Source organism: Sorangium sp. So ce1014, from assembly GCF_051521505.1.
Taxonomy (GTDB): Bacteria; Myxococcota_A; Polyangia; order Polyangiales; family Polyangiaceae; genus Sorangium.
Map to the genome: position 1 here is coordinate 11,847,499 of NZ_CP150356.1, position 26,611 is coordinate 11,874,109.

General features: G+C 71.8%; 23 protein-coding genes and 1 pseudogene. 8 read left to right on the forward strand and 16 right to left on the reverse strand.

Translation table 11 applies throughout. The features are described 5' to 3' along the window. Positions 1-13 precede the first annotated feature (13 nt). Both WME75_RS44605 and WME75_RS44610 read right to left on the reverse strand, forming a co-directional pair. The gene (locus tag WME75_RS44605; protein WP_437484208.1) at positions 14-1,123 is read right to left on the reverse strand and encodes a Spy/CpxP family protein refolding chaperone; all 1,110 of its coding nucleotides are present in this window, start codon (positions 1,121-1,123) and stop codon (positions 14-16) included. 151 nt (positions 1,124-1,274) lie between these two features. Next, positions 1,275-1,766, reverse strand: coding sequence for a GreA/GreB family elongation factor (locus WME75_RS44610; RefSeq protein WP_437484211.1), 492 nt, complete (start codon positions 1,764-1,766; stop codon positions 1,275-1,277). Between the two features lie 731 nt (positions 1,767-2,497). Here WME75_RS44610 and WME75_RS44615 point away from each other — a divergent pair. The 5 genes from WME75_RS44615 to WME75_RS44635 all read left to right on the forward strand — a co-directional run bounded on the left by WME75_RS44615 (position 2,498) and on the right by WME75_RS44635 (position 6,032). Next, positions 2,498-3,100 carry a response regulator gene (locus tag WME75_RS44615; protein ID WP_437484214.1) on the forward strand — a complete coding sequence of 201 codons (603 nt, stop codon included), beginning with the start codon at positions 2,498-2,500 and terminating at the stop codon, positions 3,098-3,100. Between the two features lie 55 nt (positions 3,101-3,155). After that, positions 3,156-3,893: a sensor histidine kinase gene (locus WME75_RS44620; RefSeq protein WP_437484217.1), complete on the forward strand. Its 738-nt coding sequence runs from the start codon at positions 3,156-3,158 to the stop codon at positions 3,891-3,893. 25 nt (positions 3,894-3,918) lie between these two features. After that, the gene (locus WME75_RS44625) at positions 3,919-5,181 is read left to right on the forward strand and encodes a histidine kinase dimerization/phospho-acceptor domain-containing protein (RefSeq protein ID WP_437484220.1); all 1,263 of its coding nucleotides are present in this window, start codon (positions 3,919-3,921) and stop codon (positions 5,179-5,181) included. A 22-nt stretch (positions 5,182-5,203) separates the two neighbouring features. Then, complete coding sequence (locus WME75_RS44630) at positions 5,204-5,584, forward strand: response regulator (RefSeq protein ID WP_437484223.1); 381 nt, start codon at positions 5,204-5,206, stop codon at positions 5,582-5,584. Positions 5,585-5,675: 91 nt separating this feature from the next. Continuing rightward, a complete protein-coding gene (locus WME75_RS44635; RefSeq protein ID WP_437484225.1) occupies positions 5,676-6,032 on the forward strand; it encodes a response regulator in 357 nt (118 codons plus the stop codon). A gap of 52 nt (positions 6,033-6,084) precedes the next feature. On the opposite strand, the gene WME75_RS44640 is transcribed toward WME75_RS44635, so the two are convergent. Together WME75_RS44640 and WME75_RS44645 are read right to left on the reverse strand one after the other, a co-directional pair. Next, positions 6,085-6,567 (reverse strand): hypothetical protein, encoded by a 483-nt coding sequence (locus WME75_RS44640; protein WP_437484228.1) that lies wholly within the window; start codon positions 6,565-6,567, stop codon positions 6,085-6,087. Positions 6,568-6,775: 208 nt separating this feature from the next. After that, positions 6,776-7,630, reverse strand: coding sequence for an aspartyl/asparaginyl beta-hydroxylase domain-containing protein (locus tag WME75_RS44645; protein ID WP_437484230.1), 855 nt, complete (start codon positions 7,628-7,630; stop codon positions 6,776-6,778). A gap of 294 nt (positions 7,631-7,924) precedes the next feature. Here WME75_RS44645 and WME75_RS44650 point away from each other — a divergent pair, with 294 nt between their 5' ends. Further along, positions 7,925-8,074 carry a class II aldolase/adducin family protein gene (locus WME75_RS44650; RefSeq protein WP_437484233.1) on the forward strand — a complete coding sequence of 50 codons (150 nt, stop codon included), beginning with the start codon at positions 7,925-7,927 and terminating at the stop codon, positions 8,072-8,074. Between the two features lie 48 nt (positions 8,075-8,122). Here the strand turns inward: WME75_RS44650 and WME75_RS44655 are convergent, their stop codons facing one another. From WME75_RS44655 to WME75_RS44705, 11 genes are all read right to left on the reverse strand, one after another. Continuing rightward, positions 8,123-9,274: a methionine aminotransferase gene (locus WME75_RS44655; protein ID WP_437484235.1), complete on the reverse strand. Its 1,152-nt coding sequence runs from the start codon at positions 9,272-9,274 to the stop codon at positions 8,123-8,125. A gap of 53 nt (positions 9,275-9,327) precedes the next feature. Next, complete coding sequence (locus WME75_RS44660; RefSeq protein ID WP_437484238.1) at positions 9,328-10,164, reverse strand: nicotianamine synthase family protein; 837 nt, start codon at positions 10,162-10,164, stop codon at positions 9,328-9,330. A gap of 369 nt (positions 10,165-10,533) precedes the next feature. Beyond that, entirely contained in the window at positions 10,534-12,345 is a 1,812-nt protein-coding gene (gene asnB, locus WME75_RS44665) for an asparagine synthase (glutamine-hydrolyzing) (protein ID WP_437484241.1), read from the reverse strand. A gap of 49 nt (positions 12,346-12,394) precedes the next feature. Further along, positions 12,395-13,759: an MATE family efflux transporter gene (locus tag WME75_RS44670; RefSeq protein ID WP_437484244.1), complete on the reverse strand. Its 1,365-nt coding sequence runs from the start codon at positions 13,757-13,759 to the stop codon at positions 12,395-12,397. Positions 13,760-13,773: 14 nt separating this feature from the next. Further along, complete coding sequence (locus WME75_RS44675; protein ID WP_437484247.1) at positions 13,774-14,571, reverse strand: methyltransferase; 798 nt, start codon at positions 14,569-14,571, stop codon at positions 13,774-13,776. Then, complete coding sequence (locus WME75_RS44680; RefSeq protein WP_437484249.1) at positions 14,564-16,066, reverse strand: DUF3526 domain-containing protein; 1,503 nt, start codon at positions 16,064-16,066, stop codon at positions 14,564-14,566. The genes WME75_RS44675 and WME75_RS44680 overlap by 8 nt, the downstream gene beginning before the upstream one ends. Then, positions 16,063-17,496, reverse strand: a complete 1,434-nt coding sequence (locus WME75_RS44685) for a DUF3526 domain-containing protein (protein ID WP_437484252.1) — start codon at positions 17,494-17,496, stop codon at positions 16,063-16,065. The genes WME75_RS44680 and WME75_RS44685 overlap by 4 nt, the downstream gene beginning before the upstream one ends. Positions 17,497-17,535: 39 nt before the next feature. Next, positions 17,536-19,641 carry a TonB-dependent receptor gene (locus tag WME75_RS44690; RefSeq protein WP_437484255.1) on the reverse strand — a complete coding sequence of 702 codons (2,106 nt, stop codon included), beginning with the start codon at positions 19,639-19,641 and terminating at the stop codon, positions 17,536-17,538. Continuing rightward, positions 19,638-20,414: an ABC transporter ATP-binding protein gene (locus WME75_RS44695; protein WP_437484258.1), complete on the reverse strand. Its 777-nt coding sequence runs from the start codon at positions 20,412-20,414 to the stop codon at positions 19,638-19,640. The genes WME75_RS44690 and WME75_RS44695 overlap by 4 nt, the downstream gene beginning before the upstream one ends. A 143-nt stretch (positions 20,415-20,557) precedes the next feature. Beyond that, positions 20,558-21,523 carry a class I SAM-dependent methyltransferase gene (locus WME75_RS44700; RefSeq protein ID WP_437484261.1) on the reverse strand — a complete coding sequence of 322 codons (966 nt, stop codon included), beginning with the start codon at positions 21,521-21,523 and terminating at the stop codon, positions 20,558-20,560. 141 nt (positions 21,524-21,664) lie between these two features. After that, positions 21,665-23,803: a cytochrome C peroxidase gene (locus WME75_RS44705; protein WP_437484264.1), complete on the reverse strand. Its 2,139-nt coding sequence runs from the start codon at positions 23,801-23,803 to the stop codon at positions 21,665-21,667. A 309-nt stretch (positions 23,804-24,112) separates the two neighbouring features. Here WME75_RS44705 and WME75_RS44710 point away from each other — a divergent pair, with 309 nt between their 5' ends. After that, positions 24,113-25,093 (forward strand): endo alpha-1,4 polygalactosaminidase, encoded by a 981-nt coding sequence (locus WME75_RS44710; protein WP_437484267.1) that lies wholly within the window; start codon positions 24,113-24,115, stop codon positions 25,091-25,093. Between the two features lie 111 nt (positions 25,094-25,204). On the opposite strand, the gene WME75_RS44715 is transcribed toward WME75_RS44710, so the two are convergent. After that, positions 25,205-25,834 carry a TetR/AcrR family transcriptional regulator gene (locus WME75_RS44715; protein ID WP_437495056.1) on the reverse strand — a complete coding sequence of 210 codons (630 nt, stop codon included), beginning with the start codon at positions 25,832-25,834 and terminating at the stop codon, positions 25,205-25,207. A 133-nt stretch (positions 25,835-25,967) separates the two neighbouring features. On the opposite strand from WME75_RS44715, the pseudogene WME75_RS44720 reads away from it, so the two are divergent. After that, positions 25,968-26,186, forward strand: a pseudogene (locus WME75_RS44720) (hypothetical protein); the annotation flags it as partial. Between the last annotated feature and the right edge of the window lie 425 nt (positions 26,187-26,611).

The window sequence follows — 26,611 nt, forward strand, 5'->3', positions numbered from 1 at the left end:
CCGGGACCAGCGCTCAGCGGCGCTCGGGGCCGCGCTCGCCGCCGCGGTCACCGCGGAAAGGGCCGCGCTCGCCGCGCTCGCCGCGGAAGTGGCCGCGCTCGCCGCGCTCGGGCCTGCCCGCGGCCGGGCCCTTCTCGAGGCGGTCGGCGAGCTCGTTGCGCTGCGCCTCGTCGAGGAGCGGGACGATCGCGGCCAGCGCGTCGATCCTGTGGTCGAGGTGCGCCCGCGGGCCCATCTTCGCGTCCGCGGCCGGCAGGAACGCGCTCGCGTCGAAGCGATCGGCGGCGAACGTCTCGAGCCGCGCGCGCATCTCGGCGCGCTTCGCCGCGTGATCCTCGCCCCGCGCGCTCCGGCCGGCGTCGCTCGGGCGCATGCCCTCGAGGGCCTTGTCGATCTGCGCGCGCTGCTCGTCGCGCAGGTCGAGGCCGCGGAGGAGGTGGCCCAGCGGGCCGCCCTTCATGCCGGGGCCGCCCTTCATGCCGGGGCCGCCTTTCATGCCGGGGCCGCCCTTCATGCCGCGCTCGCCGTCCGGGCCGCGGTGGTGCTGGCCGTCCCGCCCGCCGCGCCGGCCGCGCTCGCCCTTCTCTCCGCGCTCGTCCATCCTCGCGGCGATCGCGTCGACCAGCTGTCGGCGCTGCTCTTTCGTGAGCGTGGCGTGCAGGGTGCCGAGCGCCCCGGCGACGCGCGCCCGGCGCTCCTCTGCCGCGCGGCCCGCGTCGGGCAGCTTCGCCTCGATCGCCGCGCGATCGATCTTGCCCGCGCGCACGCCCTCGGCGAGCGCCGCGAAGACGGCCCCGTCCTTCGGGCGCGCCTTCGCGCCGTCGTGCAGGCCCTCGAAGGCGCCCTTGATCGTCGTCTTCTGCGCGTCCGAGAGATCGAGCTCGTGGAGCGCTGCGCGCAGGAGGTGCTCCGGGCCGCCGCGGTGGCCGCCGAAGCCCTTCCGGTGGCCGCCGTCCTCCCCGTGGCGGCCGCCCTTCGACGGCCCCTGGAGCGCCGCCTCGGCGGCCTCCTCGCTCGGGGACGTGTCGCTCTGGCCCGTCTCCGCGGTGCAACCGGCCGCACCGACGAGCGCGCCGACGAGCGGCAAGATCCCACCAAGCCTCCACCAACGAGACTGCATCATGGACTCTTCTCCTGGGTCGCCCGCGTCGTGCCGAGCGGGTCGTTCATCCCTGGGACGCCGCCGGGCAGGCGCTCCCTACGAAGGTCCGCTTCTTTTTCCTGGAGGCGGGCCCGGCAGCCGGCGAGGCGCCGCGTCGCCGCGCGGCCCGGCCTCACCGCACGCTGGTGATCAGGTAGGTGCGCATCCCCTGCGGCGTGGAGACCTCGGCCTCGTCGCCCTCCGACAGGCCCAGCAGGGACGCGCCGAGCGGGCTCGTCGTGGCGAGGGTCTGCACATCGACCCCCTCGAACTGCATGCGCTCGCCGCCGGCGGCCGGCAGCAGGAAATAGAGAGAGCGCCGTTTCCCGCTCTCCAGCTCCACAAGCGCCGAGCTCTCGATGCCGGCGCCCGGGCCGAAATCGCGCGCCGCGAGGGCGCCGAGCTTCGCGAGCGCCTGCTCGAGCTGGAGCACGCGCTCGCTGTGGCCCCGCGCGACGTACGACGCCTCGGTGGCGCGCATGTCCTTGTCGCCCTCGGCGCGGTTCTCCTCGTGCGTCACGGCGCTGGCGGCGTCGCGCGCCCGCCCGGTCGAGCGCTCGAGCTCGCGAGCGAGCTGGTCCTTGATGGCCGCGAGCAGCGCGCGCTTGTCGATGGCCGGAGGCATGGAACATCCTACCAGACCGGGTCGCGGCGGTCACTCCGCCGTCAGCCAGGAGCGCTGCTCTCGACGGCAAGGGGCTGGCGCGCCCCCGAGCGCCCGTCGCCCCTGGACGGCCGGTGTTCCCTTCCCGCCTGGGCGGCCCGCCGGCCGCGCGCCCCCACGCACCCGCGCCCCCACCCGGAGGTCCCGCGGTCCGCGGCGCGCTCTCGTGCGCATCGCATGGTTGGCCATCGTGCACGGGCACAAGGCCCGAGGCCAGCCGAGCGCCATCGCGGCGCCTCTTTCGAATCTGCAATGCATGCGTCTTTTTGCAGAGCAGAGTTGAAATCACGCGCTTCTTGCAGACATGCAATCCATGAGCGCAGGCCTGCAGATGCGCTTATCTTTCGCGTGAATTGAGTGTTTCAGAACAGTGAACTGTGAACATGCCCGCTGTGATGCCCGCTGTGATGCCCGCTGTGATGCCCGCTGTGATGCCCGCTGTGATGATCGACGATGAGCTCAGGAATCGCTTTACCGGGGTAGGGCGGTGGTGTAGATTCCTAGTCTGCCCATGCCGCTGCTCCGCGCTGGAACGTATCGGCACGAGGGCGCGAGGTCGCGGCGCGGTTTCATCGCGAGACGTCGCTCCGGCGAGCGACCCGGGCGCGCGTACAGGACATGACGCGAGGGCTCACCGGGGTCGCTCGCCAGGTCAGCGTTCAGCCCCCTTACGAGCACACAAGAGGAGTATCGTGAGCCTGTATGCCCAGGAGAGGTTGCGCGTGCTCGTCGTCGACGACGAGCAGAGGATGCTGGACAGCATCGCGGCGATCCTCTCCGATGACGCCGACGTCACGACCAGCAGGTCCGCCCACCGGGCGCTCGAGCTGCTGCACACAGGCCAGTTCCACGTGGTCTGCTCCGATTACAAGATGCCGGGGATGAACGGCGAAGAGCTCCCGATGCGGGTCACCAGCCTGCCGCTCTACACGAGCTGCCTGCTGATCACCGGCGCCGAGGAGTACATCCGCTCCAGCGAGGGCGGCCGCCACTACGTCATCCTCAAGCCGTTCGAGCCCGCCCGGATCACCCGGCTCGTCCTGGAGCTCGCGCGCCTCGCCAGCGCGAGGCGGTCCGTCGACGCCCTCGCGAGCGCGTCCACGGCGCGCGAGGCGAGCTCGTCTCCCTCGATGCGGGGCGCGCCGCCGCACAGGTCGCCGGAGCCCCGCGACGCGCCGGAGTCCTCGCAGCGCACCAGGGTGAGCTCGTACCCGCCCCCGTCCTCCCGCACGTCGAGCTGCGTCGGAGCGACGCGGCTCATCGACGCCGGGCTCCCGGCCCGATTCCTCAAGTGACCGCCCGCCGAGACGAGCACGGCGCCGAGGGAGCCGAGGGAGGTGAAGCCCCACGATGATGAGCCGAGATCCGCTCGGCGCGGCGGAGCAGATCGCGACGGCCGAGGAGATCGTCGCGACGCTGCGCCACGATCTGCGCAATTGCGTCGGGACGATCCGCAACGCGGCGTTCTTCCTCCGGCGCAAGGTCGCTCGGGAGCAGGTCTTCCAGGACGATCCGCGGGTGGAGCAGTTCCTCCACGTGATCGACGAGGAGGCGATCGCGGCGAGCGCGCTCGTCGACGGCGTCGTCGACGCGAACGCGCACCTCCGGCGGGAGCCGGTGGGCGCGAGCGCCCTCGAGTGCGTCCGCCTGGCCGCGGCGTGCGCGCGCATCGCCGATCCGGGGACGCGCGTCGACGTCGACGCGACGGACGGGCTTGTCGAGGTCGATCCGGCCGCGCTGTCCCTGGCGGTGCGGTGCCTCGTGGAGAACGCGGCGGAGGCGATGACCGGCGGCGGGGTGGTCGCGCTGCGCGGGAGCGTGGTCGGCGCGCGCTACCGCATCGAGGTCGGCGACACAGGGGCCGGCGTGCCCGAGGCGGAGCGCGAGGCGATCACGCGCCCGTTCTACACCACCAAGCCCGGCCGCCTCGGCCTCGGGCTCAACATCGCCGGGCGCGTGGCGCGCCGCTATTTCGGGACGCTCACCCTCGGCAGCGCCGCGCCCTGCGGCACGCGGGCCTGCATCGAGCTGCCCCTCGCGGCCACGCCCGAGCCGCCCACCGCCGGCCCCGCGGCGCCGCCGCCGTGACGGCGGGCGCGGCGGAGGCGCCGTGATGAGCATCCGGACCGCCCTCGCGCTGATCTTCGCCGTGGCCGCGGCGGTCGTCCTGCTCGCCACCGGCGCGCTCACCGTGACGTCCGCCCGGCTTTCGCTGCTCCAGCGGCGCTCCGAGCTGTCGTACGAGGCGCTCACCCGCCACATCACGCTCGCCAACCACGCCGGCCGCGCCATGCGGGAAGCCGCGGAGATCTCCCTCGGCGGCGGCGACACCGAGGAGCTCCGCCACCTGACCGAGGTCGTCGCGCGGGATCTCTCCGCGGTGGAGGCGCTCGAGCGGGCGTGGGTCGAGGACCCGCGCCTGCGCGAGGAGCCGGGCGAGACCCAGGAAAAGGACGAGCGCCTGCGAAGGATGCGCGCGAGCCTCGCGAAGATCGCCGGGGACGTCGGCGAGGTGTCCCGCATGGCGAGCGCCGGGGAGCGGCTGGCCGCCCACCGGCAGTTCGTGGAGCGCCCCGAGGCCGAGTACGAGCGCGGGTTCGTGCCCCACATCGACGCGGCCATCCGCGACGCGCGGCGCGACGTCGCGCGGAACGCCGCGGCGGCGGGCCGCGCGAGCGCGAGGATCAGGATCGCGAGCGTGGCCCTGATGACGGCGGCGCTCCTGCTCCTCGTCGTGCTCCTCGGCGGCCTCCTGCGCTCGATGGCGCGGGGGTTCAGCGCGCTCGCCGAGTGCTCGCGGCGCATCGCCGGAGGCGACCTCGACCACCGCGTGCCCGACCTGGGAAAGCACGAGTTCGGGCGCATCGGCGCCGCGCTCCGCCACATGGCCGAGAGCCTGCGCGAGGCCCAGGAGTCGCGGCTGCGCGTCGAGCGGCTCGCCGCGATAGGGCAGCTCGCGGCGAGCGTCGGCCACGAGCTCCGCAATCCGCTCGGCGCCGTCAGGAACGCGGCGTACTACCTCACGAAGCGCCTCGCCGGCACCGAGCTCGGCGCCGATCCGCGCGTCGCCCAGTTCCTCGGCCTCATGGAGAAGGAGCTCCTCGCGTGCACCAGGATCATCGGCGATCTCCTGGACTTCGCGCGCGAGCGCAGGCTCTGCCGCTCCGCGTGCCCGCTCGCGCCCCTCGTGGACGACGCGATCTCGGTCGTCCAGGCGCCCGCGCACGTGCGCCTCGTGAACCAGGTGCCCGCCGCGCTGCCCGTGCCGAGCCTCGACAAGGACGCCGTGGAGAGCGAGCTCGGCGCAGGGACGACGTTCACCCTCCGGCTGCCGCGCGCGGCGGCGCCCGAGGTACACTCCACGCAGCCCGCGTGACAGGGGAAGGGGACAGCCGTCGATGCAAGCGACAAGACGGGTGCTCGTGGTGGATGACGAGGAGGGGATGCGCGCCACGGTCGCCGCGAACCTCGAGCTCGAAGGGTACGAGGTCGTCGAGGCGCGCGACGGCGCGCACGCGCTCGACCTCGTGCGGCAGCAGCGCTTCGCGCTCGTGCTGAGCGACGTGAAGATGCCCGGCCTCAACGGGGTCGAGACGTTCCGGGAGCTCCGGCGGATCCAGCCGGATCTCACGGTGATCGCGATGACCGGCCACGCGGCGCCGGAGATGATCCACGCGTTCACGAGCCGGGGCGGCTACGCCTGCCTGCGCAAGCCGTTCGACGTGCGCGAGCTGATGCACACGATCGCGCGCGCCCGGAGCGATCCAGGGACATGCTGAGGGCCGCGGGACATCGCCCGGCGCGGCGGAGGCGGGCGCCGCGCCGCGCCCGGCCGGGAGCGCGCCGGCCACGGCGGCGCCGGGGGGCGGCATGCGCCTGACGGTACTGCTCGTGGACGACGACGCGTCGTCGCGGCTCGTGCTCGCGACGCTGCTCGAGGACGAGGGCTTCCAGGTCGACCTGGCGGCCTCGTTCGCCGAGGCCAGCCGGAAGCTCGCGGCGGAGGGCGCGGCGTACGACCTCGCGCTGCTCGATCAGAACCTCGGCGACGGCCGCGGCACAGACCTCCTCTCGGCGCTGCGGGCGCGCCTGCCGCGCGCGAAGGCGGTGCTGCTCAGCGGGAGCGGCGACGACGACCTCGGCGGCGCGCCGCCGCCCGACGCGGTGCTCTCCAAGGGGATCGACTTCCCGGAGCTGCTCGAGCGGCTCCGGCGGCTCGTCGGCTGAGGCGTCGCGCCCGTCGGTGGGGCGCTGCGCCCGCTCGTCCGGCGGCGCCCGGCTACTGTCTGTCGGTCGCCTGCACGTCGCGCGGGTGGAGCGGCGCGGCCCCGGTCTCGGCGCAATCGCAGACCTGGCAGCCGTTCTTGTCGGTCACGCAGCGGGTCTCGAGGCCCGGGCACAGGGGGCGATACTCGGTCGGGCAGGTGCCCGCCGCGGCCGTCGAGCTCGACACCGAGGTCGCGGGGGACACCGCCGGGCACGGCGAAAAGCCGTGGTTGCAGGCGTGGCCGCACCCGAGGGCGCCGCCCGCGGCGAGCGCGACGAGCAGCACGAGCAGCACGAGCAGCATGTCGGACCGGACGGCGCGCGCCGTGACGCAGCGCCGCGCGGGGGCCGCCTTGATGCGGCCCTCGCTGGGCGGGGCGGCGTCGCGCGGACCGGCGAGCCGCTCCCGCTCTCGACGGGCCGCCGGGCGCGCCTCGGCGCCGGTCCGGGAGAGGTCTTCCAGCGCGCGTGTCTGTGCTTGTTCAATCTTAAGCATGATCCGCCCGTTCCTGCGAAGCGCGGAGCCTCCGCGCGCTCGCAACCGTTCATGCTATGAAGGTCCTGGCTCGCTGGCAAGCAGGCGTATTTTTCCGCCTCGGGCGCCGCCGGAGGCGCTGTGCGGTGGTCGATGTGGGTGAGCTCGGGGCAGCGCAGCGGCAGGGCGCCTCGATCCCTCGAACGCCTTGATTCCTTGATTCCATGCCTCACGCATGGGCGCGCTGATAAAACGGATGTCCGGGCACGTTGAGGTTCAGGAAGGTGGTCTTCTCGGTCAACCAGTGATCCCGCCGGGCGGCGTCGCCGCGCTCCTCGTGATAGCGCGCGAGCAGGTCGTAGCTCGACAGGGGGCCCAGATCGTGATCGTGGAACACCTTCCGGAACAGGTCCTCTGCGGCGCTCTGGTGTCCGCCGCTCACCAGCGCGTCGGCGGCGCGGCAGAGCTCCGCGAAGCGCTCCTCCGAGAGCCAGGGCTTGTCCCGCAGCGCGTCCGGGTGGAGGAACTCCCGGGAGATGAGCTCTTCCAGGGTTCCGTTCATGTAGCAGTCGAGGATCAGATGGATTCGGTCCTCGGAGCCGCGGTTGCAGGCGCCATGGCGTGTCTGGTGAGGAGACAGCTTCCAGAGAAAGCCGCTCTTCATGTGGACCGAGCGCGAGGGCAGGACGATGAGCGCGTCCGGGTTGGTCTTCAGCGGAACGTGGAGCCGCAGCCGGGGAACGCGGCTCAGGTTGTGAGCCCCGTAGTCCGTGTGCTCCCACAGGAACGCGTCCGGATCGAGCCGGAGCAGCCTGACCCACATCAGCTTGAGGCCTGACCCCTCGACGAAGGCGCGGACCCGGGGCAGCCGCGGGACGACCTCGGTCGGGACGGGCGCGCAGTCGGCGAGGTCGTTCTCCTGCGAGTCCCCGCTCGCGTTGTAGAGCGCGGCCGTCTTCCACCCGCCGGACTGATACCGCGAGTAGTTCTCGGACCACGGGATGTCGGCGCGCGCGACGTCTTCGAGCATGCCGCCGATGACGTCGCGGGGGATCTCTCGGAGCTGGGACGTGTACTTCAGCATGAGGCCTCCATTCGGCGGCGCCTGGCAGAGGGCGGGATGGCGGGCGAGCCCTGCCCATCGACGTGGATGGGCCGCCGCGGCGCGCGGCGACCGGGCTTGATCCCGGGCGCGCTCAGCCCTGATACTACTACTGTATATTGATTGCAAATGAAATTAGGTCTACAGAGGCGCGATCGCGCGCTGACCCGAGATCGTGGTCCCCGGAGCCACCTGCGCGCGTCGTGACCAGGTATGGATGTCCGAGCGGTGAGGATCAAATGCAAATTGGTTGCATTTGATCGACTCCCGTTGTAGATGGCCAGCCGCCCGGAGGCGGTGGGCTATCTCATCGCGGGTCACGGTCTCTATGCCTGGAGCCGCTCCATGCGCGAAGCGCGCCGCCACACGGTGGCGCTGGAGCACCTGCTCACCTACGAGCTCGAGAAGATGAGGTTGCGGCGATGAGCCATCTGACCCTCTATCCCGAGGACCAGCCGGCCGCCGCGGCGCCCCTCAGACCCGGCGCAGCCGCTCCGCCGCGCGCTCCAGCGTCTCGTCCCGCTTGGCGAAGCAGAACCGCAGGACGGGCCCGGGCTCCACGCCGGAGAGGAACGGGGAGATCGGGATCGAGGCGACGCCGTGCTCGCGGAGGAGGCGCAGCGCGAAGTCGGCGTCTCGCTCGGTCGTGATCGCGGAGGTGTCGACAAGCTGGAAATACGTGCCCTCGCACGGCAGCGGGCGGAACCGCGAGCCCTCGATGAGCCTCAGGAACAGATCCCGCTTCGCCTGGTAGAAGGGCGCGAGATCGGCGGCGAGCGGGTCGCGCATCACGACCTCGGCATACGTGTGCTGGATGGCCGCGTTCACCGCGAACGTCACGAACTGGTGCACCCGCTGGATCTCGGCCGAGAGCGGCTGCGGCGCCGCGCAATAGCCCACCTTCCAGCCGGTCGTGTGGTACGTCTTGCCGAAGGAGCTGATGACGACGGAGCGGTCGGAGAGCTCCGGGTACCGCGCGAGGCTCTCGTGCCGGCGCCCGTCGAAGAGGATGTGCTCGTACACCTCGTCGCCGACGACGATCACATCCCGCCCGTCCACGACCCGCGCGAGCTCGCGCATATCGTCGGCCGACAGCGCCGTTCCGGTCGGGTTGTGCGGCGAGTTGATGAGCAGGAGCCGCGTGCGCGGCGTGAGCGCGCGCCGCACCTCGTCCCAGTCGACGCGGTACTCCGGAAAACGGAGCGTGACGAACACGGGCGTTCCGCCGTTCAGCTGCACGGCCGGCGCGTACGAGTCGTAACAGGGCTGGAACAGGATGACCTCGTCCCCGGGCCGGACGAACGCGGTGATCGTGCTGAAGATGCCCTCGGTCGCGCCCGAGGTGATCGTGATCTCGGTCGCCGGATCGTAGCGGCGGCCATAGAGCCGCTCGATCTTCAGGGCGAGCGCCTCGCGCAGGGCCAGCACCCCCTGCATCGGGGCATACTGGTTGAGGCCGGCGCGCATGTGGCGGGCGACGGCGTCGCAGAGCTCCGGCGCGCAGTCGAAATCCGGAAAGCCCTGCGACAGGTTGATGGCGCCGTGCTCGTTCGCGAGGCGCGACATCACCGTGAAGATGCTGACGCCGGTCGACGGCAGCTTCGATGGGAACGCAGGCGTGGTCATGATGGGCTCCTCGGCCGGGTCCTGACAGGCCGGGATCGTAGCATGCGACCCCCTCAGCCGGCGCCCCGGTCGTGCCCCGGCCGCTCGGCGATGATCACCGAGTTGATCACCTCGTCGTGCGGATGGATCTCCAGGAGCGGCTCGAACGGCGTCATTCCATGGATGTCGACCTCGGGGTAAAGGAGCGCGCGGAGGCGCTGCGAGCTGCGGACGAGGAGCAGCGCGCCCGGGCGCATCACGCCGTGGAGGTGGTGGAGCAGGCGGCTCTTCTCGCGCCGGTTCATGCCGACGAGCGCGGCGAGGAACACGCAGTCGAACTCCGAGAGGTCGGCGCAGGACAGCGCGTCGGCGCAGGCGAACTCGAGCCTGTCCGAGAGCCCGAGCCGCCGCGCGATCGCGCGGGCGGCGGCGCACGCCTCCTCGTCGACGTCGAGGTTGCTGACCGCGAGGCCGTGGCGCTCCGCGAGCAGGATCGAGGTGAACGGGAGCGGCCCGGAGCCGATGAACAACACGCGCCGCGGCAGCTGGTCGCGCACGCCCCGCAGGCTGGAGAGCTCGAGCCGGGTCAGCTTCTCGTAATTGACGGCGTAGGGGAAGCTCCGGAGCTCGGCCGCCGGGTCGTCCGCGGCGACGATACGCCGCGCCCAGTGGCGCTCCAGCTCGAACTCGCCGCGCGAGCAGACGCGCCACAGGCCCTCCCGGATCGTGCTCACGACCGGATCTCCGAGCACCTCGTCGACCTCGCCGCGCGATCGGGACATGGAGATGCTCACGAGCTCGCCGAACAGGTGGTTCACCCGCTGGCTCGGCTCGAGGGAGCCCATGGTCGCGAGCTCCTGGTAGATGCGGTGAATGCGTGTCGAAAGCGAAGGATCGGTGATCGTGTCCATGAGGCCCTCCAGCTCAGCGGAGCCGTTCGTCAGGGTCGATGTGCCAGGGCAAGGGCGCGACGCTCCCGTCGTAAGCAGCCGTAAAAGCGCGCGGAGCCGCGGGGACACGCTGGCTCATGACGGGAGATCAGGCGCGAGCTCGTCGGGCGTGCCGTGTGGCCTCGAGGCCGGGGCGCGGCGCGCGGAGGCTCCGCCCCACGGCGCCAGACGTCGCTGCGCCGCCGGCAGTCGGAGCCTGCCGGCGGGCTTGCCGCCGCCGGCAGGCTCCATATGTGTCATCGAAAACAGAAAGTCAATTGCAAATGAATTGCGATTACTGCGCGCGCCTCGCCTCCGGGGCGTCATCTCCCGGTCGCGACGCGCCCGGGATCAGGCGGCCCGCGACGGCGAGAGGTAGGGCGCCTGGCGCCGGAGGATGCCCTCCGCGGTGTACAGGCGGGAGAACAGGTTGCGCGTGGCCGGGTCCGGGTCCTCCCAGAGCCTCCTCAGGTATCCCTGATCGATGAGGCCGGCGCCGCTCAGCACGCAACCCGGGTCGAACAGGATGGCTGCCCGCTCCACGAACGGCCTCGAGCACCACATCTCTCCGGGGATGGGGAACCCTTGCTTCTTGCGCGAGGCGATGACCGGGGGAACGAGATCCGCGAGGGCCTGCTTGTAGATCCCCTTCTCGTGGCCGCCGAGCTGCTTCAGCTGGCTCTGGAAATTGAAGGCGCTGCGGACGACCCCGGCGCTCGCGAGGGGCGAGCGGGCCTCGACGCTGTGGCGCATGCTGATGAGATCCATCTGCCGGAACTCGTAGACGGCGAGCCGGCCGTGGAAGTGCAGGAGCTGCACGGCCTCCAGGCTGTCGAGCGGCCAGTCGCGGTAGAGCGAGAGGATCTCGCGGTATTTGCCGGTCGTCAGGCGCGCGGCGTCGTGGTGAGGCATGAGCTGCCCGAGGTCGGTCGTCCCGGACCAGCGGAAGGTCGCGTAGTAGCGCTCGGCGAGCTCGGAGAGGGGGACGTCCGCCATCGCCTGGCCGTAGGAGTAGCCGTCGAAGATCTCGTCAGGCCCGCTCCCGGAGAAGATGACGCGCGTCTCTCGCCCCGCCTCCTCGAAGAGCCGGATGAGGCAGGGCGCCTCCTGGGAGCCGAGCGGCTCGCCGGCGATCGCGATCCACCGGTCGAGATAAGCGCAGTAGTCGGCGTCCGACAGCGTGATCTCGGTGTGCTCCGTCGAGAGCTCCCGGGCCAGCTCTCTCGAGTAGGCGAACTCGTCGAAGACGCTGGCGCTCCGAGGGAGGAGCTGACCCGTCGGCCGAAAGCCGATCGAGAACGTTTTCATGGGGAGGCCCGCCCGTCGCGCCGCTGCGAGGACGGCCGTGGAGTCGATACCGCCGCTCAGCAGGAGGCCGTAGGGGACCTCCAGATCGAACGTGCTGCGGCAGCCGTCGACGACCGCGTCCCGAATCTCTTGCTGGATCGCGGGGACGTCGATCCTCGACAGATCGCCGCGCGGGATCCTGTAGAAGCGCCCTGCCTCCTGCCGCTCGGGCGACCTCTTGAGCCAGGTGCCGGACTCGAGCTTCCGGATCTGCCGGATGTGCGTCGCGCTGCCGAGGATGAAGCGGTGCGCGGTGAACTCCGCGAGACCTTCGAGGTCCCAGTCCTTCCTCCGGTAGGGGTTCTTGACGAGCGGGTCGATCTCCGAGGCGAAGACCAGGGCGTCGTCGTCCTCCCAGAGATAGACGGTCTTCTGCCCGGTGGGGTCGCAGGCGATGACGCCCGTCTGCGTCGCGCTGTCGAAGAGGGCGAAGGCGAACATGCCCTCGAGCCGCTCCAGGCAGGCGAGCCCCCAGGCCTCGTACGCCGCGAGGATGACCTCGGTGTCCGAGGCGGTCCTGAACCGGAAGCCCGACAGCCGCCTTCGCAGGTCGCGGTGGTTGTAGATCTCGCCGTTATAGACGATGGCGAGGCGCCCATCGGTCGAGGTGAGCGGCATGTCCGCGCCCGGGTTCCCGGCGTCGGTGATGCGCAGCCGGTTGCTCCCGAGGAGAGCCCAGCTCGCGCACTGCAGGGCGCCCCGCGCGTCGGGCCCGCGGTGGTGCATCGCCTCGAGGAGCGATGCCATCTCGTCGTGCTGCGCGGCGGCGATGGGCCGCCTCTTGTCCTTGTTGAAGATGCCGGCGATGGAACACATCGAGCGCTCTCCTGGAAGTGAGGGGACGGCGGCCCGCGGGGAGCGGGCGTCAGGCGGCGACGGGCTCTCGGGGGCGCGTCGGGAACGCCAGCGGCACGAGCCGCGGGAGCGCCAGCTGGAGATACAGAGAGCGTGTCAGGCTGAACAGGAGGAAGGCCATCCAGAGCCCGTGATTGCCCCAGCGGGCCGAGAAGACGGGCCAGGTGACGAAGAAGACGAGGGTGGCGGCGAGCAGCGAGTTACGGACAGGGCCAGCCCGGGTGGCGCCCGTGAAGACGCACTCGAGGATCATGCTCCAGAAGATCGCGACCGGGAACAGGACCATCCAGACGTAGTAGCGGCCCGTCGTCTGCACGATGGACTCCACCGGCGTGAACAGCCCGAGGAGGGCCGGCTGCGCGACGATGCACCCGAGGCTGATGGCCAGCGCGGACAGCGACGCAGTCCAGAACGAGAGCCGGAGCGTGTCGCGGAAGCGCCGCCGGGACTGAGCCCCGATCGCCTGGCCGGCGAGCATCCCCGCGGTGTTGCCGAGCCCGCCCAGCGCGCTGGAGATGACGAGCTGCATGTGCATGAGGATCGCGTTGACGGCCAGGACCTCGGGGCCGAGCAGCGCGCTCTGGCGCGTGATCCAGCCGAAGACGCCGAGGAGGCAGGTGGTGCGCACAAGCACGTCGCCGTTCACCCGCCACATGCGGGTGAACGCGTGGACATCGACGAAGTGCTGCCCTCGGAGATGGACGCCCCGCAGGTGACCTCTGCGCCAGATCACGAGGAAACCGACGAGGACCTTCGTCACCTCGGCCAGCACGGTGGCCCAGGCGACGCCGCTCACCCCGAGGCCGAGCACCTTCACGAAGGTGACGGTCAGGACGAGGTTGAGGAGGTCCATCCCGACATAAAGGAGCATGGCCCAGCGCACCTCGGCCATGCCGATGAGCCAGCCTGCGACCACGTAGCCCATCAGCGCCGCAGGCGCCCCCCAGATGCGCGCCTCGTAGTAGGCTGCCGCGTGAGACGCGATGGCTCCGTGGGCGCCCATCAGATCGAGGCCGGCGGCCCCCAGAGGCGCCTTCAGCAGCAGAAAGACGCAGCCGACCAGGCCGGCGAAGACCAGCGGGCGAAGCAGCTGCAAGGCGGCTTCCTGGCGGTCGTCGGCGCCGCGCGCCTGGGCGGCGAAGCCGCTCGTGCTGGTCCGGAAGAAGCCGAGGAGCCAGTAGAGCGTGTTGAAGATCTGGCTGCCGACGGCGACTCCGCCCATCGTGGTCGCGTCGCCGAAGTGCCCCATGACGGCGGTGTCGGTGGCGTTCATGAGGGGCCCCGACAGGCCGGCGAGGGTCAGGGGAAGCGCGAGCTTCCAGTACGACCCGAAGCTCAAGGGCGGCTCGCCGGGCTGGGTTCGGTGCTGGGCCATCGGTCGATCCCTCGTCAGCGCTCGTCCAGCGTGAAGGAGAGGAGGTGTGTCAGGATCTTGTCGTAGGGAGCGGACCAGGTCTTCCGTCTCACGATCTCGAGCCTGAAGCCCCGCCGCAGCGCGTGCGCCACGATGCCCCGGAGGTCGCTCGCGTTGGACAGCACGGTGACGACCCTGCCGCCCGGCGCGAGCAGCGCCCGCGAGGCGATCTCGTCGAAGAAGCGCACCATGATCGCGGAGCCCGAGAAGTTCACCCGGGTGAGATCGGGATCGTCCGAGCGCAGCGGGTTCGCGGGCGGGTTGAAGACGATCACGTCGGCGCGCTCGCCGCGCGGCAGCGCGGAGAAGAGATCCGAGATCACGAAGTGATGCCGTTCGGGGTCGCGCGGCCCCGTGTGCCGCTCGAAGCTCGCGAGGCTCGACGCGACGCTCGCTTCATGGATATCCATGGCGTGGATCTCCCGGGCGCCGCGCCGTCGCGCGAGGACGGGCTCGACGCCCGCCCCGCACCCCATCACGATGACCGAGGCGCCTTGCGTCTCGACGAGCCCGTCGTGGAGGGCGTCGAAGATCACCTCGCTCGTCCCGCCCGGCACGAGGACGCCGGACGGGACCGCGAAATTCAGCCCGCGATAGACGTAGTCGCCCCCCGCGACCTGGGTGCCCCGGTTGACCCGCTCGATCTCCTCGGCGGAGAGCGTGGGCGGCAGCGAGAGATAGAGGGTCCTCGGCGGCTCGGCGAGCGCGGCGAGCTCATCCGGGGTGAAGAGCAGACCGTCGATGTCCTCGATCCGCGGCGTTCGATCATCCATGGCTCATGTCTCCCGCGCGTTCCCGTCGCGCGTCATCCATCCGTGGCGGCGACTCGGGGGCTTTGGGCCGGCGGCCGGCCGGAGAGAGCTCCTCTTTCGCGACGGTCGCCTCCTCCGGCCGCGGGGTCGCGTCGATGCGGCGAACGGCCCGCGGGAGCATGACGCCGAGCAGCCCGAGGACGCCGACGAGCCCCGCGAGCGCGGAGAGCGGCACCGGCTGCCCGGCGCCCGCGAATCGATGGCGCGGGACGGCGTCGATGTCGAACGCCGCGAGGCCCTTGTAGTTGAAGACGAGCGGATAGAAATACTGCTTCAGCTCGCCATGGTAGGCGGCGATGCTGTCCCGGAAGGCGAGCTCGGTGGCCATGTCCGTGCCCGCGATCCGGTCGAGCAGGAGCTGGAGCGCGAGGGGCGGCAGGGCGAGGGCGGCCCGCTCGGTCCAGCGCTCCCGGCGCGCGAGCGCCGCGTGATACGCCTCGACCTCCCGGGCGACGTGCGCGTCGCCCATCTCGTGCATGGCGTAGTACCAGGGCCAGGAGAAGCGGTCCTCGGGCACGGGGGTAGAGGCCCACTCGGGGCGCCGCGCGAAGAACGGATCGAGCGTGGCGCGCTTCGGCCGGTCCCAGCCCGCGTTCATCTCCTGACGCTGCGCGAGCGTGAGCTCGACGCCGCCGCGGGCGGGAGAGGCCGTGAGGATCGCGAGGTTGACCATCGCGGGCAAGAGGACGCACCAGGCCATCCAGGCGCCCACGAGCGTGATCGCGTTCCACGCCGATGAGCGGCGCAACGAGGCGACGAGGAAGACGAGCACGAACCAGAGCGCGACGTACGCGAGCGAGGCGAGCGCGAAGGCGCCGGCGCGCGCGTCGAGCGGCAGGCCGAGCCAGGCGACAGCGAAGGCGAACAGCGCGAGCGCCACGGCGGCGACGAGCGCGGCGCGCAGCGCGAGCCGGACGGCGAGCAGGCGCGACAGGCGCGTGGGCTGGGAGCAGACGAGCGCCGCCGTGCCGAGGTCGTCGTCGCGCGAGCGGACATCGTAGCTCACGCCGATGATGAAGAGCGGGACGAGGAAGATGAGGACGAACCCGTAATCGAAGCTGCCGGCGAGCTGCTTGAGCGGATTGGCGATATCCGTCTGGTAGAGCTGGGGCACGAGGCCGATGAAGCGCAAGTGACGGCTGTACGGGTGCACGTCGCGCAGCCCGGTCGACAGCGCCGTCCATTCGTTCGGCTCGTGCGCGATCGGCATCCCGAGGTAGTAAAGGACGAGGCCGAGGTCGTCGTGCGGCGCGTGGGTCTCGCGGAGATAGCTCTCCTCCTCCCTGAGCGCAGGCTCGAGCGCCGCGATGACCTCGCGCTCCGCGGCGACGCGGGCCGCGCCGTCCACGATGGCGGCGACGCCGGCCGCGAGCAGGAGAGAGGCGGTGACGAGGAGCACCCGCGCGCGGAGGAGCTGGCGGAGCTCGAGGCGAGCCCATGCGACAAAGGGGTTCATGATGCCTCTCCGTGCCGGCGGGTGAAGAGCGCGACCCCGAGCGAGAGCGCCGCCGCCCACGCGAGCACGGCGAGGCCCGCGGGCGCGACGCGGGACAGCGCCCATCCGGCGGGAGGCCGCCTGTGCTCGAAGGGAGAGAGCTCGCTCCACTCGGCCCGATCGACGCGCTGCGCCTTGTCGTTGTGCCAGCGGATCCTGGTGATGTGCAGCTGGTTCAGGTGCTGGATGAAGGCGTAGCGGTGCGCCTCGGCCTGCTGCTCGAAGTCGACGAGGTGGTGGGCGTCGGTGCCGGCGAGCCCCATCGAGAATGAGCGGATCGCGAGCAGCGGCGTGAACAGGCCCGCCTGGAGCGCCAGCCCGTCCTGGGCGCGGTGCGCGTCGAACAGGCGCGTGTAGTAGTCGTTGAACAGCGCGGTGGTGACCTTCTCCCCCTCGCGCATCACGACGCCGCCGTAGTTCACCGGGAGGTCCTCGACCCGCGACGCGCCGTGCTCGGCCAGGGTGCGGCGCTGCAGCTCCTGGAAATGGGGATTCCCGGGATCGTGGCTGTCGCCGACGTCGCGGATCGCCCGCGCGAGGTCGAGCTCGACCTGGGCCCGCGAGGGCGTCGGGTGGAGGCGGCTCGCGGCCTGGGTGGCGAGCCGCGGCGCGACGATCCAGAGCGCGACCCACAGGCCGAGCAGCGTCAGGAGGGCGCCCTGCGCGCGGCGGTGGAAGGAGGAGACGAGCACGCCGAGCGCCGTGCAGGCGGTCAGATAGACGGCATAGCCGCCCGCGAGGAGCGCGGCGCGGACGAGCGTGTCGCCGGAGGCGTCGAGGACGCCGGTGAGCATCGCGCCGGCGAGCGCGAGCGCGAGGAGCGGCGCGAGCCACAGCGCGACCGCGAGCAGCGTCCCGAGGGCCTTGCCGGCGATGAGGACGCGCGCGTCCACGCCCTGGGAGACGGCGAGGGCCCATGTGCCGGCCTCGCGCTCGCCGGCGACGCTGGCGAAGGTCATGCAGAAGAGGAGCAGCGGGAGCAGCACCTGGAGGACGAAGGCGGCGCTCGGGGTCCCGAAGCGCGCGAGCTCGCTCGACTGCGCGGCCTCGCTGAAGCTCAGCGCGTTGCGCTGGTGCGGCTCGAGGAAGAGGGAAGTGCCGGCGAAGGACTCGAGGCCTGGGTCGAAGAAACCGAGCGGGCTCGGTGGCCGGAAGGCGAAGGAGCCGTAATGGGCGGCGCGGTGCGGGTGGCGATCGGGCTGGTCGACCCACTGGCGATGGACGAGCTCCTGGAGGGCGGCGCGCTGGCGGGCCTCCCCGGTGTGGCGCGCCGCCTCGAGGAGGAACGCCGCGACGAGGAGCGCCGCGACGAGCGCGGCGGCGATGCGGAAGGTGCGGTTGCGGAACGCGCGGATCGCCTCGTGCCGCGCCGCTGTGAAGAGGGCTCTCATGCGCTGACTCCCTGAGGGGCTCGTCGGACCGCGGCGGTCTCAGAAGCGCAAGGTGCCAGTCACGTACGCCGAGCGAGCGTTGCCCGGGTTGTGCTGGGCCCCTGCGGCGCCGAAGTCCTTGTACCAGATGGACGTGTCGTATGACCGGTCGAGCAGGTTGTTCACCTCGACGCCGACCGAGAGGGCCTCGCTCACGTCGTAGGCCGCGCTCGCGTTGACGACGACGTAATCGCCGACCTTCCGCGCGCCGTGCTCCGGGGTGCTGTTCTCCTTGTTCAGGTAGTAATCGCCCTGCGCGTAGCAGAAGAGCGACACGAGCAGCTCCTGCACGGGGTGCACGTCGATCCCGCCCTTGGCGCTGAAGCTCGGGACGTGATCGAGCTCCTTGCCCTTGTTCGCGGCGAGCGCCGGCCCGGGCTCGACCTGCTCCGAGAGGGCGCGGCTGAACGCGCCCCACACCGAGAGGAACTCGAACGGCCGCAGCGTGAGCTCGACGTCGAAGCCGCGCCGCAGCGTCTCGCCGACGTTCTCGGCGTCGCCGGAGCCGTCGCCCTTGTCCCGCACCTCGCCGCTCGCGCGCTGCTCCCAGTAGGCGATGTGGCTCGTGACCCACGGGAAGACGCTCGACCTGGCGCCGATCTCCCATCCGTCGTTGATCGACGGATCGAGCGGGGTGCCCTGAAGGGCATAGGCGCCCTTTCCCGTGCCGATCTGGAACGTGCGCCCGTAGTTGGCGTACAGGCTCTGTCCCTTCACCGGCGTGACCATGACGCTCGCCTTCGGCTGCCAGATGAAGCCGTAGTCGTTGAGATCGTAGTCGACCATCCGGGCCGTCTCGCCCTCGGGCTGCTCCAGGAAGCTGCCGGCGCCGGCCAGGCGGTCGGCCCGCAGCGCGGCCACCAGCTTGATCGGCTTGATCGGGCTCGCGCTCGCCTGCACGTAGGAGCCGGCGGCGTGGAGGGCGAAGTCCTCGTCGCGGAACGGGGCGCCTTGCCGCTCGCGATCGACCGTGGGAATGCGCTGAGCTCGTGTGTCCTGGAGCTGGTAGTCGACCCCCCACTCGACGGTGAGGCCGAGCGCCCGGGGGTCGCGCGTGCGGTACGTGAGGACGGAGATCGCGCCGTACTGCCTGTCGTTCTCGACCCGTAGCTGCTGGTCGAGGTCGGGATCGAACTTCACCCACCGGTCCCGCAGGAACGCCTGCCCGTAGCCCTTCAGCTGCCACGAGAGGCCCTGGACGAGCTCGTGATCCAGGTGGACGCTCGCGTGGAGGGTCGTCTGCCGGCCGCCGTCGGTCGCCGAGTGGGCGGGCGACGCCGTGGGGCGCGCGCGCGCGTCCTCGGCCGATAGGTAGCCGGGGGCGTCCGCGTCGAGGAGCATGCCGCGCAGGATGAGCCCGACCCGCAGCTCCCTGGACGGCTCGTAGAACCACTTGGCCGAGCCGGCGACCCTGTCGGTCCTCGTGTGATCGCGGTAGTTGTCCGAGCCGCGGTATCCGGCGAAGTAGGTCTGGCTCAGGGCGTCGTGCTCGGTCGCGACGAGCAGCTGGGGCTCGACGGTCCAGAAGCTCCCGGCGAGGAGCCGGGCGATGCGCTCGCTCCCCGTCTTGCGGGTGATGACATGGATGTTGCCAGCGACGTTGTTCAGGCCATAGCGCGGGTCGTTCGTGCCCTTGACGACCTCCATCCGCTCGATCTCGAGCGGAAAGACGGCCTTCATGTCGGGGAGGCCGACGTGGTGATTGCTGGGGATGCCGTCGATGAGCAGCTTCGTGTGGGCGACGTCGCCCTGCGTGTTGAAGCCGCGGAGCCCCACGTCGGCGTTGATGATGCCCTGGTTGAAGGACTCGACGTAGACCGCGGGCACGCGCCGGAGCAGCTCGAGCGGCTCGGCCGTGCTCTGCCCCTGGATCGCCTCGCCGCCGAGGATATCGACCGAGGTCACGACGTCGGCGCTGTCGAGCGGGCCGACCCGCTGGCCGATGACGACGACCTCCTCGCCGAGCGCGGGAGAGGCGTCGAGCGCCACGGTCCCTGGAGCGCCGGCCGGCGCGGCGTCTCCCGGGGGCGCCGCCGCGGCGGCGGGGGTCGAGAGGAGCGCGGCGAGCGCGGTGGCGAGGCCGGAGGTGCGCGCGCGCGGGGTCATGACAGGGCCTGCGGCGCAGGCGCGGCGGGAGCGGCGCCGCGCGCGGGGAGCGGGGGAGCCGCGTCGCCGGGGGGGTCGAAGTGCCGGCGGTACAGCGAGAGGACCTCGGCCTCGGACAGGCCGGCGGCGCTCGTGATCTCGACGAGCCGGCCGGCCTTCATGACGCCGATCCGGTGTGCGATGCTCGCGACGGCGCCGAGGTCGTGGGTCACCATCAGCACGGCGGCGCCGCGGTCGCCCTCGCGCCGGATCGCGGCGCAGAGCTCGCGGACGGCGCCCGGATCCAGCCCGGAGGTCGGCTCATCGAGGAGCAGGGCGCTGGCGCTCTTCGCCTGCGAGAGGGCGAGGACGACCTTCTGCCGCATGCCCTTCGAGTAACCGCTCGCCGGGCGGCGCACGGCGCCCTCGGGCAGCCCGGCCGCGGTGAGCAGCCGCGAGAGCTCCGCCGAGGGGGGCACGCGCGCCTGCGACAGGCCGAGAAAATAAGCGAGGTTCTCGCAGCCGGTGAGGTGCGGATAGAGCTGGACCTGCTCGGGGACGTAGGCGATCCGCCGCCGCGCCCCGATGGGATCGGGCTCCACGTGAGCGGAGCCCACGTAGGCGGCGCCGGAGGAAGGCCTCGTGGAACCGAGGAAGAGGCTCAGCGTGGTGGTCTTGCCCGCCCCGTTGGGGCCGAGGAGACAGAACACCTCTCCGGCCGGGACCTCGAGATCGAGCGCGTCGAGCGCGGGGACGCCCCCGTAGGTTTTCGAAAGCTTGTTCGCCGTGAGCATGACTGGGCAGCCGGGGCCATCGCCGCCGGCGCGCACCTTATGCCAGCGGCACAACTAAAAGTCAAATGCAAATGTGATGCAGTTGCATTTGAGACGCTCATTCGTCTCCTGGTCGACGCGGGGCGGCGATCACCTCGCCCGTGTCATCGATCCCGGTGCAGGGGCGGGGCGGGCAGGTGGCGGCTCGAATGCGGGAACGGCTTCGTCCCGCACACGATGTAGCCGACGGTGCCGCCGGCGCTCGCGTACGTCCCCCGGGCGATCGCCTCGGCGTTTCTGTGGGCCGCGGCCAGCGCCGCCGCCCAGCACGCCTCGAAATCGTGCTCCTCGCCGCCGCCGGCGAGGAAATAGCGATGCGTGTCGGACCGGCTCCAGATCCAGAAGTCGCGCCGGGCGAAGTCGGAGATCTCCTCCACGGTCGCGCGCTGCTCCGCCGACGCATAGGGCGGCAGGACCCCGCTCGCCTTGTCGTTGAGATAGACCTGGATGTCGAGGAGACCGTGCCTGGCGAAGAGCTCGGGGACGAGCTCGCCCAGCGAGCTGTGCCCTTCGCCCAGGGCCGCCTTGCCCCGCTCGCACAGGAGCTGGAAGCGCACGAGGGTGAGGGTCTCCTCCACCGGCGCGCGCAGCACGGCCGCGTCGAGCAGGGCGCCGGCCAGGTTGTTCGGCTCGGCGGCCGCCACGAGCCCGCCTGGCCTGGCGACGCGGACCATCTCGGCGATCATCGCGGCCGGATCCGCGGCGTGGATCAGCACCGTCTGGCACGTCACGAGATCGAACGTGTCGCCCTCGAACGGCAGCTGCTCGGCGATCCCGACCTGATAACGAAACCGCTCCGTCTCCCCGCGCGCCGCCGCGCGCTCGGCCGCCTTCTCGACCCAGACGGGATCGCGGTCGACGCCGGTGATGCGCGCCGCCCTGGGCAGGACGCCGCCGAGCACGCGCCCCCAGTGCCCCACGCCGCACCCGACGTCGAGCACCTCGCGCACCCGGCTCAGGCCCCACCTCCGCGCGAGGAGCTCGACGTAATCGTGATTCCACCAGCTGTCGCGCGTGTCGCCGAAGTACTCGGCCGAGTGCGCGCGGTGCTCGGAGAATTCATTTCCCATGACAAGGCACCTCGGGCGGACCTCACGAGAAGGTGTGGTCTCAACGTATCGCCTCCGGTGCGCTCTCCGCAACTCACGCTCGGTGGTAGCGCTCGTGCCGGCGGGCCGGAACGGCTCGGCAGCGCGGGCCTCAGGACGCCGTCAGAGCGACTCCAGGTAGGCGACAAGGGCTCGTCGATCCTGGGCGGACAGGTGGGCGGTGTGTCCCATGGTTCCGTCCACGCCGTCGAGTAGCGCGAGCAGCGTCGGGTAGCGGCCGTCGTGGTAGTACGGCGCCGACCTGCCGATGAAGCGCAGCGAGGGTGTATCGAAGGCGCGCACCGCCTCGAAGCGGGTCGCGCTCCCCACGTCGTGGCGCGCGCCGTCGGTGGTCAGCTCATCGCCCACGTGGCAGCTCGAGCAGCCCGCCTCGCGGGCGTTGAACAGCGCCTCGCCGCGCGCGGCGAGGGCCGCGTGGACGCCTGCCTTCGCGGCGCCGGCCGGCGGCGGCGCAACGATCGCGGCGCGCTCCTCGGCCGTGAGGTCCGCCGCGCCGCCGGGCGGCTCCATGGCGCGGAGATAGGCGAAGATCGCGTCGCGCTCCTCCGCGGTCAGGCCGGCGCCTCCGAGCCGCGACAGGGTCCGGGCGAAGTGGCCCTCCAGGTCCTTCTTGTCGCCTTCCCAGCCGTACGGCGCGGTGCCGTCGAGCCGCCCCATCAGCACCGGCGTCTGGCGCGGCCCCTCGGGCGTCGACCACGTGAGCGCGTCGTCGCGACCGTCGGGGTGGCAGCTGGCGCAGGCGCGGCCGTCGAACGCGATGCGCCGCCCGCCGGCCGCGTGGAAGAGCCGCTGGCCCTCCGCGCGCCGCTCGTCGAGGCGCGACGCGCGGGGCAGCACCACGACCGGCAGCTCGCCCGAAAGCTCCTTGCTGGGGCTGCGGATCACGGCCGACGCCGGGGCGCGGGCGGCGGGCAGGATCGTCAGCTCGCCGTCGAACCGGGTGAAGACCACGGCGCGCCCGCGCGCGCTGTCGACGGCGATGGCGGTGGGCCCGGAGCCCACGCGGGCGCGGTAGAGCTCGCGATCCCGCGCCGATCCGGCCGCCTTCGTCTGGCCTGGGATCCGGGCGCGGGCGTCGTAGGCGATCACCTCGTCGCGGCCGAGGCAGGTGACGAGCAAGACCTCCTCCGCGGGCGCGATCGCGGCCGCGCGCGGCAGCTGGCAGCCCTGGGTCCCGAGGTGGGTCGACACCGGCGGGACGTCCGCGCGCTCGCCCAGCGCGTCGACGACCGCGATGTGGTCGATCGCGGTCTGGGCGCGTGCGGCCCCGTAGCCGCCGCTGTTCGTCCCGGGCCCCGGATCCACGAGCGCGATGGGCGCGAAGATCGCGCCGTTCGCCGCGCGCGCCAGCGCGAAGCCCTGCGAGCCGCGGCGGTCGACGCGCACCGGCGCGGGCGCCTGGACCGCCCCGAGGCCCTTCCGCCCGGCGGGCGCGCTTCGAGCGGCCCCGCTCGGCACGGGAGGGGCAACCCAGCTCGATAGCTTCGACAGTGCAGCCCGTGGGCGCCACTCCACCCCGTCGGTCGGGAGCTCCCGCGCCGAGGTCGGCGCCCCGCCATCGCCGAGCGCCACGACGCTGATGCGGCCGCCCACGGCGTGGGCGACGAACGCGCGCCGGCCGTCGGCGGATGCGACGACCGCGCCGGGATCCCGCGCGAGCGGGAGCTCGCCGAGCCGCCGGAGGTCCGCGGTCGCGAAGCTGGTGAGCGCAGGGGCCCACCGGCTCGCGACGAGCAGGGTCGCGCGGTCCGGCGTCATCGCGAGCCCCACCGGCTCGCTCGCCACGGGCACCAGGCAGAGGCGCGCGAGCGGCGCGGCGGCGCCGGTCGGCTCGAGCACCTCGAGCAGGCCGCGGTCGCGCAGCGAGGCCACGACGCGACCGTCGCCCAGCACGATCACCTGGGCGGGCCGGCCCGCGAGCGGGGTGCGCGCGAGCGCGGCGCGGGCGTCGAGGTCGACGGTGTGGAGAGCGCGATCGTCCTCGTCGGCGACGAAGGCGAGGGTGCGGCCGTCGAGGTCCGCGAGGGCGACGCCGGAGCCGGCGTGGGTCGGATCGAGCGGCGCGGGGGCGGGGCCCGCGGTGCGCCGTGCGCAGGACGGCGGCGGCGTCGGTCCGGCGGCTGCGATGATCGGCGGCGTCGGTCCGGCGGCGGCGGCGCTCGGCGCCGGTGGGGCCGCGTCGCGCGGGGCGGGGGTGCAGGAGATCAGGAGGGCGAGGGCGGTCGGGGCGGCGGCTCTCATGGCCGGACCATCGGGCGAGCGGGCGATCGTGTGACAGGCGCATCCCTGAGGAGGGACCGTCTCCTCGGGTCGCCGCATCGATCGCGAGGCTCCCCCTGTTCTTCAGGATCAACAGCGCCTCCTCGGCGTGCTGACGCCGCGGAGGGGCGCGAAGTCGACGAGCGCAAGAGCAGGCTATCTCCGCTTTCTGTGTTTCCCTCTCTCGCTTCCAGGGCGAAGCTCCGGCCGTGAGGCGTCTGGGTGCCGGGTGGGCGTCCATGCGCCCCCGCCGGAGCGGTCGAGCTCCGGAGCGATGAGAGGAGCGCCATCATGCATCGATCGTGGCTCGCGGTGGTCGAATCGTTGGTTCCCGTCCTGGCGTCGGTGCTCCTCGCGTGCGCCGACGCCGGCACGGATCCGGGCGGAGCAGGGGGTACGAGCCGAGACCCGCCCGGCGGATCGAGCTCGCCGGCGGCGTCGACGTCCGCCTCGTCGACGTCCGCCTCGTCGACGTCCGCCGGAGGGGACCCCGATCTCTGGATCCCGGCGCTGGAGACGTCGTGGCACTGGATGATCGACCACCCTTTGGATGTGAACGACCCGAGGGACATGGGCTTGGTCGATCCCACCGGAGCACCCCTCGATACGCCGCCCCCCTCGGTCTACGACCTCGACTGGGAGTTCACGCCGGCCGAGACGGTCGCCGCGCTCCACGCGATGGGCGCCAGGGTCATCTGCTACGTCGACGTCGGCGCGTTCGAGGACTACCGGCCGGACGCCGGCGACTTCCCGGAGTCGGTCAAGGGCAACCCGGACTACCACTGGGAAGGCTCGTTCTGGCTCGATATCCGGCAGATCGACGTCCTCGGGCCGATCATGCGGGCCCGGTTCCAGGCCTGTAAAGACAAGGGCTTCGACGCCATCGAGCCCGACGAGGTCGACGGCTATGCCAACGACTCAGGGTTCCCCCTCACCTACGAAGACCAGATCGCCTACAACCGATTCATCGCGGAGCTCGCCCACGGCATGGGCATGTCCGTCGGGCTCAAGGGCGACATCGAGCAGGCGGAGGACCTGTGGCCGTACTTTGACTGGACGCTGAACGAGCAGTGCTTCGAGTACGACGAGTGCGAGATCCTCGTCGATACGTTCCTGGCGAACGGCAAGGCCGTGTTCGAGGTGGAATACGACGATCCGTTCTCGGGTCACATGACCGATGGATCGCTCTTCTGCCCGCGAGCGAACGCGTGGAATTTCAACAGCATGGAGATGCCGCTCGACCTCGACGGCGGTCGGTGGCCCTGCCGGTGAGCTCCGGCCTTCGATGGGCCGGCGGTCCAGGGCACGGGGTGAGTCAGCAGAGGAGCGCTCGCTTGATTCGGAACGAAGACCTGTTCAACGGAGCCTCGCGCGCGCGAAGCGCTACCGAGAGCGCTGCTCGTCCGCGTGGAGGCCGCGCAGCACGATCGCCAGCCCGCCGAAGAACTCCTGGTCCGGCGGCACGCGCCGCGCGTCACGAGCCGTCGCCGACAGGAACGGATAGTCCGCCTCGGAGAGCGCCGCCAGCCGCGCGGTACCGTCCCCCGACAGCGGTCCGAGGTGCTCGGCCTGGAGCGCGCCGCTCACGTAGCTGATCAGGCTGCGAAAGGCGATGACCCGGTGCGCTCCGGCGAAGCCGGCCGCGGTCAGCACCCCGAGCAGCGCCTCGCCGAACCGCCGCAGCCCCTCGGAGCTGTGCCGGTGGGCCAGCGTCAGCGGGACCACGGCCGGGTGCGCGCGGAACGCGTCGCGCACGCGCGTGACGAGCAGCGTCACCCGCTTGCTCCAGGGGGCGCACGCGGGCACGTCGACGTCGACGGCGCTGAGCACGAGGTCGACCACCAGCCGCTCGAGTTGTTCGCGGTCGTTCACGTACCGGTAGAGCGCCATCGTGCTCATCCCCAGCTCGCCGGCGACCGCCCGCATCGAGAGCGCCGCGAGCCCCTCCCGATCGATGACGGCGAGCGCGGCGGCGGCGATGCCTTGCGGGGAAAGCGAGCGCGGGCGGGGCATGGCCTTGACAGCGTACACCGTACGCGCATACTTGTTAAGTATACACAGTACACCTACGAGACCGTTCAGCGGATAGGGAGGCTCGATGTCCAAGCGGTTGAGACCCGGCGCCGCGGCGAGCCTGCCGGCGGTCGTCGCGCGGCGGCAGCCGGCTCCCTCGCTCGATCCGCACGGCGGCCGGCTCGGGCTGCCGGCCGATCTGTTGATCGCGAGCGACGGGCGGGTGCTCGCCGCGAAGTACGGCGAGCACGTCGACGATCAGTGGTCGGTCGACGTGCTCGTGACCCTGGCACGCGCGGAGCGGGACCGGCCCGCTTCCGGCGATGTCGTCAGTGTCCCGGAACGCGGTTGACCCTCCGAGCAAGCGACGTGCGCTCGGCGCGGTGCGTCGTTCGGTACGATCAGCGGGTCGGCGCGATACGCGACGTTGAGCTCGATTGACTCTGAATGGATACCTGTCTCAGGGACCGGCACATGCCGCGTCAGTACGGTGTTCCCGTTCGGGGCGCGTACGGTGATGCGCCCGTCGGCGACGCGATACCCGCGTCCAATGATCATGGTCACCACTTCGCCCGGCAGCAGCATGCGCGGGTGCCCTGCTCGTGTGACGCGCACGCCGGGCAGCGCCCTGTGCGTATTCAACCCTCGCCGTGGCATGTAGTCTGCTGCCCGCGGCTCGCGAGGCTGTCACCCGCCATGGCGCCGCCACCTGCCCGACGGCACGCCTCACCCTGGAATCCCTTGTTTTTTTGCCTCCTGAACCGCTGGTACGCGATC

Bases quoted from the DNA above. Each gene is read 5' to 3' on its own strand.
- WME75_RS44605 (WP_437484208.1), bottom strand. From the start codon at position 1,123: ATGATGCAGTCTCGTTGGTGGAGGCTTGGTGGGATCTTGCCGCTCGTC.
- WME75_RS44610 (WP_437484211.1), bottom strand. From the start codon at position 1,766: ATGCCTCCGGCCATCGACAAGCGCGCGCTGCTCGCGGCCATCAAGGAC.
- WME75_RS44620 (WP_437484217.1), top strand. From the start codon at position 3,156: ATGATGAGCCGAGATCCGCTCGGCGCGGCGGAGCAGATCGCGACGGCC.
- WME75_RS44625 (WP_437484220.1), top strand. From the start codon at position 3,919: ATGAGCATCCGGACCGCCCTCGCGCTGATCTTCGCCGTGGCCGCGGCG.
- WME75_RS44630 (WP_437484223.1), top strand. From the start codon at position 5,204: ATGCAAGCGACAAGACGGGTGCTCGTGGTGGATGACGAGGAGGGGATG.
- WME75_RS44635 (WP_437484225.1), top strand. From the start codon at position 5,676: ATGCGCCTGACGGTACTGCTCGTGGACGACGACGCGTCGTCGCGGCTC.
- WME75_RS44640 (WP_437484228.1), bottom strand. From the start codon at position 6,567: ATGCTTAAGATTGAACAAGCACAGACACGCGCGCTGGAAGACCTCTCC.
- WME75_RS44645 (WP_437484230.1), bottom strand. From the start codon at position 7,630: ATGCTGAAGTACACGTCCCAGCTCCGAGAGATCCCCCGCGACGTCATC.
- WME75_RS44650 (WP_437484233.1), top strand. From the start codon at position 7,925: ATGGCCAGCCGCCCGGAGGCGGTGGGCTATCTCATCGCGGGTCACGGT.
- WME75_RS44655 (WP_437484235.1), bottom strand. From the start codon at position 9,274: ATGACCACGCCTGCGTTCCCATCGAAGCTGCCGTCGACCGGCGTCAGC.
- WME75_RS44660 (WP_437484238.1), bottom strand. From the start codon at position 10,164: ATGGACACGATCACCGATCCTTCGCTTTCGACACGCATTCACCGCATC.
- asnB (WP_437484241.1), bottom strand. From the start codon at position 12,345: ATGTGTTCCATCGCCGGCATCTTCAACAAGGACAAGAGGCGGCCCATC.
- WME75_RS44670 (WP_437484244.1), bottom strand. From the start codon at position 13,759: ATGGCCCAGCACCGAACCCAGCCCGGCGAGCCGCCCTTGAGCTTCGGG.
- WME75_RS44675 (WP_437484247.1), bottom strand. From the start codon at position 14,571: ATGGATGATCGAACGCCGCGGATCGAGGACATCGACGGTCTGCTCTTC.
- WME75_RS44680 (WP_437484249.1), bottom strand. From the start codon at position 16,066: ATGAACCCCTTTGTCGCATGGGCTCGCCTCGAGCTCCGCCAGCTCCTC.
- WME75_RS44685 (WP_437484252.1), bottom strand. From the start codon at position 17,496: ATGAGAGCCCTCTTCACAGCGGCGCGGCACGAGGCGATCCGCGCGTTC.
- WME75_RS44690 (WP_437484255.1), bottom strand. From the start codon at position 19,641: ATGACCCCGCGCGCGCGCACCTCCGGCCTCGCCACCGCGCTCGCCGCG.
- WME75_RS44695 (WP_437484258.1), bottom strand. From the start codon at position 20,414: ATGCTCACGGCGAACAAGCTTTCGAAAACCTACGGGGGCGTCCCCGCG.
- WME75_RS44700 (WP_437484261.1), bottom strand. From the start codon at position 21,523: ATGGGAAATGAATTCTCCGAGCACCGCGCGCACTCGGCCGAGTACTTC.
- WME75_RS44705 (WP_437484264.1), bottom strand. From the start codon at position 23,803: ATGAGAGCCGCCGCCCCGACCGCCCTCGCCCTCCTGATCTCCTGCACC.
- WME75_RS44710 (WP_437484267.1), top strand. From the start codon at position 24,113: ATGCATCGATCGTGGCTCGCGGTGGTCGAATCGTTGGTTCCCGTCCTG.
- WME75_RS44715 (WP_437495056.1), bottom strand. From the start codon at position 25,834: ATGCCCCGCCCGCGCTCGCTTTCCCCGCAAGGCATCGCCGCCGCCGCG.